Source organism: Pseudomonas sp. Sample_23 (genome assembly GCF_004307595.1).
Classification (GTDB): domain Bacteria; phylum Pseudomonadota; class Gammaproteobacteria; order Pseudomonadales; family Pseudomonadaceae; genus Aquipseudomonas; species Aquipseudomonas atacamensis.
The window spans coordinates 1-8646 of sequence record NZ_RCNX01000079.1; the positions used below are offsets into that span (position 1 = coordinate 1).

Below are 8646 nucleotides of genomic sequence, written 5' to 3' on the forward strand. Positions count from 1 at the left end.
GCTGCCCGTGATCGCCAAGTAACCGCTCAAGCAGAAACAGCAAACCCGGCCAAGTCAGACTGTGTGAAAACCTAGCAATCTGCGCAGCGCTCAAAGAAAATGCTCCGTATCGAAAGATACGGAGCATTTTTCGTTATGGCCTACATCCAGGGACAGTCCCGCAGCCAGACCAGCCTGTTTCCGGTCTCGCTGGAAGAGTTGATCCCCGAGGATCACCTCGTTCGCGTTATCGATCTTTACGTCGCCAAGCTGGATCTGGTTCGACTGGGCTTTGATAAAGCACTTCCCAAAAGCACCGGCCGTCCCTCTTACGATCCAGCGGATCAGCTCAAACTCTACCTCTACGGCTATTTCCAGCGGATTCGCTCATCACGACGGCTCGAAGCCGAGTGCCAGCGCAACGTCGAAGTGATGTGGCTGATCAATCGACTCAAGCCTGATTTCAAGACCATCGCCGATTTCCGTAAAGACAACAAAGCCGCTTTTATCGCGACGTGCCGGGCCTTCGTGCAGTTTTGCCGCACAGCGGGGCTGATAACCGGCGAGTTGGTGGCCATTGATGGCAGCAAATTTCAGGCGGTCGCCTCTTCACGGCGTCATATGAATTTGAAGCGGCTCCAACATCAAGAGCAGAAGCTGGAGAAGCGCATCGCCCACTATTTGGCAGAGCTGGACGAGGCAGAGAAAACCGAAGCCGGCGAGAAGATTGACCGCAATGCAATCAAGGCGACTTTGGCGCAACTTGAAGTCAGGCATTCCAATAACTTGACGTGCCAGGCGCTGATGAATCCATGGAGCTTGAGCAATTCAATACCCACGAAAGCGATGCGCGAATGCTGCGAACGCACAAAGGGCCTCGGGTCGGGTACAACGTGCAGACAGCCGTCGACGCTGAAAACTGCATGATCGTGCATCATGAAGTGACTCAGGACAGCGATGATCGCAAGCAACTTGAACCGATGGCCAAGGCCGCCAAGGAACAACTTTCACAAGATGAACTGACGGTCACCGCGGATGCGGGCTACTCCAATGGCAAGCAGTTCCAGGCATGTGAGGATGAGAACATCACGGCTTATGTGCCTGTGGCGCGATCACTCAACTCCTGCGGCAAGGAACAGATATTTTTCGATCGAACAGCATTTGCCTACGATGCGTCGCAAGATCGATATCAATGCCCTGCCGGAAAATGGCTGATCTTTAAGCAGATCAGCAACAAAGGCCGGATCTACCAAGCGAAGGTCAGCGACTGCGCAAGCTGCCCGATTAAAGCGAAGTGCACCGACGCCAAACGCCGATACATCTCGCGCCATCTGCACGAACAGGCTTTCGAGCGAATGGAGCAGCGAATGCAGACACATCCCGAAATGATGGTCAGTCGACGAGCCATCGTCGAACATCCCTTCGGCAACCTTAAACAGTGGTTATTTGGTAACGCTCGCTTCTTGCTGCGACAGCTTGAAGGCGCGAGAGCTGAAATGGCCTTGGCGGTGAACGCCTACAACCTGAAAAGAGCAATTAACGTGTTGGGCGTGCGCCAGATGATGGCGCTGATGGGCTGAAACGCCTTTTTTCGTCTGCTGTGAGCACAAAAGCAAACGCCCCGTACAAGTCGGGGCGTTTGCTGGGACCGCCGTCAGTGCGTTTTCACACAGTCTGAAGTGCCGGGTTTGTTGTTTCGAAATGGAACAATCTGGCATCACACCGAACCCTGTGGGAGCGAGCCTGCTCGCGAAAGCGGTCCATCAGAAACATCTGCATCGACTGACACACCGCCTTCGCGAGCAGGCTCGCTCCCACAGAGGTTGAGTGAATCAGGTTATCCTGCACGCTCTGATTACGGACGCTTTTCCATGCTGGTGATTTCCAACAATGTGCATCTGCCGGATGCCGAGATCGAATTGACCGCCATCCGCGCGCAAGGCGCCGGTGGGCAGAACGTCAACAAGGTCTCCAGCGCCATGCACTTGCGCTTCGACATTCCCAACTCGTCGTTGCCGGAGTTCTACAAGGAACGCCTGCTGGCGCTGCGAGACAGTCGTATCACCAGCGACGGCGTGCTAATCATCAAGGCGCAGCAATATCGCACCCAGGAAGCCAACCGCGTCGATGCGCTGGAGCGGCTGGTCGAGCTGATTCTCAGCGCCACCAAAGTGGAAAAGAAACGCCGCCCGACCAAGCCGACCCTCGGTTCGAAGAAGCGTCGGCTGGAGTCGAAAACCAAGCGCGGCAGCATCAAGGCCGGGCGCGGCAAGGTGGACTTCTAAACCTCGCGATACTTCGCCGTGTGCTTGTACAGATAGACACTCAAGCCAAGGCCGCTCAACGCCGCGAAGGCTGCGAACAGAAAGATCGAAGCAAAACCGAACCCCGCCGCAATCGCCCCGGCCAGCGGCCCGGTGATCCCCAGCGACAAATCAATGAACAGCGAATAGGCACCGACCGCCGCGCCACGGCTCGAGGCCGGCACCAGATTCACCGCCTCCACGCCCAGCGCCGGGAACACCAGCGAGAAGCCGAAACCGCTCAGCGCCGCACCGGCCAGTGCCCAATGCGCATCCGGAGCAATCCACAACAGCAACAGCCCCAACGTTTCCACCGACAGGCAGGCAATCGCCACGCGGAAGCCGCCGAGGCGGTTGATCAGATTGCCGAACAGCAGCCGCGCGCCGATGAAGCTGGCGCCGAACAGGCTCAGGCACAGCACGGCGTTGTCCCAGTGCTGGGTCGCGTAATACAGGGTAATGAACGTGGCGATGGTGCCAAAACCGATCGAGCCCAGCGCGAGCCCGCAGCCGTGAGGGAAGACTTTGCCCAGCACATGCATGAACGGCAGACGTTCGCCGGCAACAATCGGCGCAGCGGTTTTTGGCCATGCCAGCGCCAGACCGAGCAGAGCGAGAAGGATGATGCTCACGCCCATGCTCCACAGCCCCAGCCGGCTCACCAGCCAGACACCGAACGGCGCGCCGATCGCCAGGGCGCCGTAACTGGCGATGCCGTTCCAGGAAATCACTTTCGCCGTATTCGCCGCGCCGACCCGGCCGATGCCCCAGCCAATCGAACCAGAACCGACCAGGCTTTCCGCACTGCCCAACACCAGACGGCCGATCAGCAGGCTGATCAGGCTCAGCAGCGGCAGGTTCGGTGTCCACGCGGAAATCAGCATGAACACACCGCTCAAGCCACAGCCAGCGAGGCCGATCATCACTGCGCGTTTACTGCCCTGGTTGTCTATGATCTTGCCGGCATACGGGCGGCTGAGCAGGGTGGCGAGGTATTGCACGCTGATCACCAGCCCGGCGATCACCGCACCGAAACCCAGGTCACTGTGGACATAGCCCGGCAACACGGCGAGCGGGATGCCGATGTTCAGGTAACCGATGAAGGTGAAAAGGACGATGGAGACTACTTGCAGCGTAACCGCCAGCGGACGCTGGGGCTCGGGTATAGACGACATGGGTAACGATCCACGGGAGCAGCAGATTAGATAGGCTGCTCATGATACCGGCGTGAACCGCTCAAAGGCGGGGAAAAGTAAAACTATTTGCCGGGTGGCGCTTTCAGGATTTCGCCGGGGCGACCAGTTGCGTGGTGACGAGGGCGGCGAGGGCGTTTTCTTCGCTGCCGAAACGCTCGAGCAGGGCGGCCTGTTTCGCGGGTGAGAGGCGATTCCAGATCTCGATCATTTTCTCGGTGGCGCCGATCAGCACGGCAGCTTGGCTTTCGGAGAATTCATCGGTCATGGCGGGCTCGGGTTTCAGGCAGTGTGGAAAGCGCATGTTAGCGCTTTCCACACGGTCTGTACGGCGGGTCTTACTCTTCGCTGTCGGCTTTGCGGCTGTCAGCGGCTTCTTGCGGCTCGGGCTTTTCAGCACCGGCGTGTTGCGGGGTCGTCTGCTCAGGTACGTGCAGGCTTGGGAAGGGGAGATTGGGAATCTCGTGCATGGTTGCGCTCCTCGCTAAGTCTGTTGATAGATCAGGTGCTCCGCGCTTTACAAAGCCTGCGCAGGATACAGCAGGAAAAATGACAATCAGACTTTTAATTCAAATTAATGCGACAGATGGCCGCAGGGAGGCAAGCGCTGGGTCTGCTGATCGTTCCCACGCTCTGCGTGGGAATGCCTCAATGGACGCTCTGCGTCCGCTGTTGGGACGCGGAGCGTCCCGGGCTGCATTCCCACGCAGAGCGTGGGAACGATCAGTCGGGTGGGGGATTATTTGCAGGCGTCAGCGATCGCGTCGGCGAGCGATGCGAGGCGGGTGGCGTCGATCCCGGCAACATTCGCGCGGCCGGAGCTGACCATGTACACGCTGTGCTGCTCGCGCAGGTTCTTCACCTGTTCCGGCGACAGGCCGGTGTAGGAGAACATCCCGCGTTGCACCCCGATGTGGGCAAAACGCTCGCGCAAACCGTGGGGTTCCAGCGCCTCGACCAAGCCGCTGCGCAACTGCGCGATCCGCAAGCGCATCGCTTCTACTTCATCGGCCCAGCGCGCTTTCAGCTCTGGATCGGCGAGGATGGTCGCGACCACCGCCGCGCCGTGATCCGGCGGCGTCGACCACAGATTGCGGGCGATATTGGCCAGTTGGCTGCGGATGTCGATGAGCTTGTCGGCGCTGGTCGCGCAGACGATCAGCGCACCGGTGCGGTCTCGATACAGGCCGAAGTTCTTCGAGCAGGAACTGGTGATCAGCAGCTCCGGCACTTGCGCCGCGAACAACCGGGTCGACCACGCGTCCTGCTCCAGGCCATCGCCAAAACCCTGATAAGCAAAGTCGATCAGCGGCAGCAAATCGCGGCTGCGCACCACTTCAAGCACGCGCTTCCAATCGTCATGACTCAGGTCGAAACCGGTCGGGTTGTGGCAGCACGCATGCAGCAGCACCACGTCGCCCTTCGGCACTTCCCTGAGCACGGCGAGCATCGCTTCGACGTCGAGGCGGTTGTCACTGCCCACGTACGGGTAGTGGCTGACCTTGACCTTGGCGGCGGCGAAAATGGTTTCGTGGATCGGCCAGGTCGGGTTGCTCAACCATACGCCTTTGCCCGGCAGGCATTGCGCAATGAAGTCTGCCGCCAGCCGCAAGGCACCGGTACCGCCCGGGGTCTGGGTGGCGCCGGCGCGTTGTTCGGCGATCAATGCCGAGTCGCTACCGAGCACCAGTTCGTTGATGACCTTGCCGAACAGCGGATTGCCGTGGCCACCGATGTAGGTCTTGGTGTCCTGGCTTTCGACCAGTCGGGCCTCGGCGATTTTCACCGCCTCGGGGATTGGCGTCAGACCCTGGGCATCCTTGTAGACGCCAACGCCGAGGTCGAACTTGCGCGGATTGGCATCCTGCGCATAGGCCTCCATCAAACCGAGAATCGGGTCGCCGGGGACCCGGCCGATGGCGTCGAAGTGCATTACTTGCGTCCTTCTGCGGTCTTCGCCACTTCGTCAGTGCGCGCAGCCATGATGAAGTCGTTGCGGTGCAGGCCTTTGATCGAGTGGCTCCACCAGGTCACGGTGACTTTGCCCCACTCGGTCAGCAGGCCCGGGTGGTGACCTTCGGCCTCGGAGATCTCGCCCACGGCGTTGGTGAAGGCCAGCGCATGCTTGAAGTTCTTGAACAGGAAAACTTTTTCCAGCTGCATGATGCCGTCGCGTACTTCGATGTTCCAGTCAGGGATCTGCTTGATCAGGATCGGCAGTTCTTCGTCGCTGACTTGTGGCGCATCGGCGCGGCAGGCTTCGCAGTGGGCTTGGTTCAAAGTCGACATGGTGTATTCCTGAAAACGAGTGTGTTTTTTATTAAAGCGCGTGTGCCGTCAATGCCGTCACGCTAAAGCAAAGTGGCGGCGACGGACAGACGCAATTGTCAGCAAAAGTCGCGGTTCAGGCGGCTTTGGGTTTCGGCGGAAATTTCGGTGCGTGCAAGCCCAACTGCATGCCCTGACGAACCATGGCCATGATGTCTTCATGGGCCACATCGAACAGGCGCTTGAGATTGGGCAGGACGAAGTACAACGGTTGCAGAATGTCGATGCGATACGGCGTGCGCATGGCTTCCAGCGGATCGAAGAACTGATGCTCGGGCTCGTCCGACAGGCAGTAAACGGTTTCTTTCGGCGAGGACAGAATTCCGCCACCGTAGATGCGCTTGCCCTGCGGGGTGTCGACCAGACCGAATTCGATGGTCATCCAGTACAGCCGCGCCAGATACACGCGCTCTTCCTTGGTCGCTTGCAGGCCGAGCTTGCCGTAGGTGTGGGTGAATTCAGCGAAATACGGGTTGGTCAGCAACGGGCAATGACCAAAGATCTCGTGAAAGATGTCCGGCTCTTGCAGGTAGTCGAGTTCTTCGCGGGTACGAATGAAGGTGGCGACGGGGAATTGCTTGCTGGCAAGCAACTCGAAGAAGGTCTGGAAAGGAATCAGCGCCGGCACCCGGGCAACTTGCCAGCCGGTGGTCTCGCCGAGGACTTTATTGATCTCGGCCAGTTGCGGGATGCGGTCGTGGGGCAGACCGAGTTTTTCGATACCGTCCAGGTATTCCTGGCACGCGCGACCTTCGATCACCTTCAACTGGCGAGTGATCAGCGTGTTCCACACCGCATGTTCTTCGGCGGGGTAGTCGATAAAACCTTGCGCATCGGGCTCGCGAGCCACGTATTGCGTCTGCTTCATGCTGCTCTCCTGCTAGGAAATTCGTTGTTGTTATGTCCAGCGATGGCTAAAGGAATACCCCAAAGCGCGAAGCTGCGCAGCACGTTGAGCCGCGCATGCGTAGGAAATTTCGTCGAGTTTCGTAAAGTTATCGTTACGCATTGTCGGGTAATGCGCATTTACGGTGATTGGCGGGTTTGAAAAGGGCAGGAGCTGTCACATAATCTTGACAACTATCTGCGTGCCTCGACAGAAAACTCTGCCTCGGCGCGCCACAAAACCCTGTGGGAGCGAGCCTGCTCGCGAAAGCGGTCTGTCTGACACATCGATACTCGATGTGCTGGCGCCTTCGCGAGCAGGCTCGCTCCCACAAGGACATGTGTTTACCTTTCAAACCTGTCGGGCCTTTTTCTATGCGCATCAAAGTCCACTGCCAGAACCGCATCGGCATCCTGCGCGACATTCTCAATCTGCTGGTGGCGTACGGGATCAACGTCGCCCGCGGTGAAGTTGGCGGTGAGCATGGCAATGCGATCTATCTGCACTGCCCGAACCTGATCAACATCCAGTTCCAGGCGTTGCGCCCCAAGTTCGAGGCGATCGGCGGGGTGTTTGGGGTCAAGCGCGTCGGGCTGATGCCCAGTGAACGCCGGCACATGGAATTGAACGCACTGCTTGGCGCGCTGGAGTTTCCGGTGTTGTCGATCGACATGGGCGGCTCGATCGTTGCGGCCAACCGCGCGGCGGCGCAGTTGCTCGGCGTGCGCGTCGATGAGGTGCCGGGGATTCCGCTGTCGCGCTACGCCGAGGATTTCGACCTGCCGGAACTGGTGCGCGCCAACAAATCGCGGATCAACGGCATGCGCGTCAAGGTCAAGGGCGACATCTTTCTCGCCGACATCGCGCCGCTGCAATCGGAGCACGATGACAGCGAGGCCATGGCCGGCGCCGTACTGACGCTGCACCGCGCCGACCGCGTCGGCGAGCGTATCTACAATGTGCGCAAGCAAGAGCTGCGCGGTTTCGACAGTATTTTCCAGAGCTCGAAAGTCATGGCCGCTGTGGTCCGCGAAGCGCGACGCATGGCGCCGCTGGATGCACCGCTATTAATAGAAGGCGAAACCGGCACCGGCAAGGAACTGCTCGCGCGCGCCTGTCACCTCGCCAGCCCGCGCGGACAGTCACCGTTGATGGCGCTCAACTGCGCCGGACTGCCGGAGTCGATGGCCGAGACCGAACTGTTCGGCTACGGCCCCGGCGCTTTCGAAGGCGCTCGCGCTGAGGGCAAGCTTGGCCTGCTGGAGTTGACCGCTGGCGGCACGCTGTTTCTCGATGGCGTCGGCGAGATGAGCCCGCGCTTGCAGGTCAAATTGCTGCGCTTTCTTCAGGACGGTTGCTTCCGTCGCGTCGGCAGTGATGAAGAGGTCTATCTCGATGTGCGGGTGATCTGCGCGACCCAGGTGGACTTGTCCGAATTGTGCGCGCGCGGCGAGTTTCGTCAGGATCTCTATCACCGCTTGAACGTGCTGTCGCTGCACATCCCGCCACTGCGCGAATGCCTCGACGGTCTGACGCCGCTGGTTGAACACTTTCTCGATCAGGCCAGTCGGCAGATCGGCTGTCCGCTGCCGAAACTGGCCCCGGCGGCGATGGATCGCCTCAGCCATTACCACTGGCCGGGCAACGTGCGGCAGCTGGAGAACGTGCTGTTCCAGGCGGTTTCCCTGTGCGACGGCGGCACGGTCAAGGCCGAACATATTCGCCTGCCGGATTACGGCGTGCGGCAGCCGCTTGGCGATTTTTCTCTCGACGGCAGTCTGGACGAGATCGTCGGGCGTTTCGAGAAAGCGGTGCTGGAACGGCTGTATTCCGAGCATCCAAGCAGTCGGCAGTTGGGCAAGCGACTCGGTGTTTCGCACACCACCATTGCCAACAAGCTGCGTGAGTATGAGGTTGGCAAGTCTCAGTCATAGCCGCAAGTGATCGTTCCCATGCT

Annotated in this window: 8 protein-coding genes and 1 pseudogene; 3 read left to right on the plus strand and 6 right to left on the minus strand. The window is 59.6% G+C overall.

Going from position 1 to position 8646, the window contains the following annotated elements; translation table 11 throughout:
- Nucleotides 1–135 precede the first annotated feature (135 nt).
- Nucleotides 136–1559: pseudogene (locus tag D8U82_RS19705) on the plus strand (IS1182 family transposase).
- Between the two features lie 291 nt (nt 1560–1850).
- On the plus strand, nt 1851–2264 hold the full coding sequence (gene arfB, locus D8U82_RS19710) for an alternative ribosome rescue aminoacyl-tRNA hydrolase ArfB (protein WP_130902801.1): 414 nt from the start codon (nt 1851–1853) through the stop codon (nt 2262–2264).
- On the opposite strand, the gene D8U82_RS19715 is transcribed toward arfB, so the two are convergent.
- From D8U82_RS19715 to phhA, 6 genes are all read right to left on the minus strand, one after another.
- Nucleotides 2261–3448 (minus strand): MFS transporter, encoded by a 1188-nt coding sequence (locus D8U82_RS19715; RefSeq protein ID WP_051600625.1) that lies wholly within the window; start codon nt 3446–3448, stop codon nt 2261–2263. The two genes, arfB and D8U82_RS19715, sit on opposite strands and share 4 nt — an antisense overlap.
- A gap of 112 nt (nt 3449–3560) precedes the next feature.
- On the minus strand, nt 3561–3743 hold the full coding sequence (locus tag D8U82_RS19720) for a hypothetical protein (RefSeq protein WP_123443095.1): 183 nt from the start codon (nt 3741–3743) through the stop codon (nt 3561–3563).
- A gap of 70 nt (nt 3744–3813) precedes the next feature.
- A complete protein-coding gene (locus D8U82_RS28615; RefSeq protein WP_016771117.1) occupies nt 3814–3945 on the minus strand; it encodes a hypothetical protein in 132 nt (43 codons plus the stop codon).
- 269 nt (nt 3946–4214) lie between these two features.
- Nucleotides 4215–5408: an amino acid aminotransferase gene (locus tag D8U82_RS19725; RefSeq protein ID WP_130902802.1), complete on the minus strand. Its 1194-nt coding sequence runs from the start codon at nt 5406–5408 to the stop codon at nt 4215–4217.
- Nucleotides 5408–5764, minus strand: coding sequence for a 4a-hydroxytetrahydrobiopterin dehydratase (locus D8U82_RS19730; protein WP_016771115.1), 357 nt, complete (start codon nt 5762–5764; stop codon nt 5408–5410). The genes D8U82_RS19725 and D8U82_RS19730 overlap by 1 nt, the downstream gene beginning before the upstream one ends.
- 115 nt (nt 5765–5879) lie before the next feature.
- Nucleotides 5880–6671 carry a phenylalanine 4-monooxygenase gene (phhA, locus tag D8U82_RS19735; protein ID WP_130902803.1) on the minus strand — a complete coding sequence of 264 codons (792 nt, stop codon included), beginning with the start codon at nt 6669–6671 and terminating at the stop codon, nt 5880–5882.
- A gap of 392 nt (nt 6672–7063) precedes the next feature.
- On the opposite strand from phhA, the gene D8U82_RS19740 reads away from it, so the two are divergent.
- Nucleotides 7064–8623 carry a sigma-54-dependent transcriptional regulator gene (locus D8U82_RS19740; protein ID WP_123442868.1) on the plus strand — a complete coding sequence of 520 codons (1560 nt, stop codon included), beginning with the start codon at nt 7064–7066 and terminating at the stop codon, nt 8621–8623.
- The last annotated feature ends 23 nt before the right edge of the window (nt 8624–8646 follow it).

What these genes read in the sequence shown, in the direction of transcription:
- arfB (WP_130902801.1), top strand. Translation starts at nt 1,851, where the DNA reads ATGCTGGTGATTTCCAACAATGTGCATCTGCCGGATGCCGAGATCGAA.
- D8U82_RS19720 (WP_123443095.1), bottom strand. Translation starts at nt 3,743, where the DNA reads ATGACCGATGAATTCTCCGAAAGCCAAGCTGCCGTGCTGATCGGCGCC.
- D8U82_RS28615 (WP_016771117.1), bottom strand. Translation starts at nt 3,945, where the DNA reads ATGCACGAGATTCCCAATCTCCCCTTCCCAAGCCTGCACGTACCTGAG.
- D8U82_RS19725 (WP_130902802.1), bottom strand. Translation starts at nt 5,408, where the DNA reads ATGCACTTCGACGCCATCGGCCGGGTCCCCGGCGACCCGATTCTCGGT.
- D8U82_RS19730 (WP_016771115.1), bottom strand. Translation starts at nt 5,764, where the DNA reads ATGTCGACTTTGAACCAAGCCCACTGCGAAGCCTGCCGCGCCGATGCG.
- phhA (WP_130902803.1), bottom strand. Translation starts at nt 6,671, where the DNA reads ATGAAGCAGACGCAATACGTGGCTCGCGAGCCCGATGCGCAAGGTTTT.
- D8U82_RS19740 (WP_123442868.1), top strand. Translation starts at nt 7,064, where the DNA reads ATGCGCATCAAAGTCCACTGCCAGAACCGCATCGGCATCCTGCGCGAC.